A 398-nucleotide genomic window follows, 5' to 3' on the forward strand; every position below is an offset into this window, starting at 1 on the left:
TTCCCCTCCCTCTTCCTTCCTCTTTCTTTTCCTTTCTCCCTTCCTCTCCCCTCCTCTCTTCTCCCTTTTTTTCTTTTCCCTTTTCTTTTCCTTCTTCTTCCTTCCTTCCTTCCTTTCCTCCCCCCTTCCCTCCCTCCCCTTTCTTTCTCCTCCCCTTTCTTCCTCCCCTTCCCTCCTTCTTCTCTTTTTTTTCTCTTTTTTTCTCCCTCTCTTTCTCCCCCTCTCTTTCTTCCCTCCCCTCTCTCTTCCTTCCCCTTCTCTTCCTCCCTCCTCCTTCTCTTCCCCCTCCCCCTCCTTCCCCCCCTTCTCCCTCCTTCCTTCCCTCCTCTTCCTCCTCTTTCCTTCTCTCCCCTCCCCTCCCTCTCTCCCCCCTTCTTCCCTCTCTTTCCTCCCTCTTC

1 protein-coding gene is annotated in these 398 nt (G+C 53.5%); it reads right to left on the reverse strand.

Annotated elements, in window-relative coordinates; all coding sequences use genetic code 11:
- Positions 1 to 398: hypothetical protein (locus tag KH400_RS29890; RefSeq protein WP_217228196.1), on the reverse strand; the 398-nt coding region annotated here is incomplete at both ends.

This window comes from Desertibacillus haloalkaliphilus, from assembly GCF_019039105.1.
Lineage (GTDB): Bacteria > Bacillota > Bacilli > Bacillales > KJ1-10-99 > Desertibacillus > Desertibacillus haloalkaliphilus.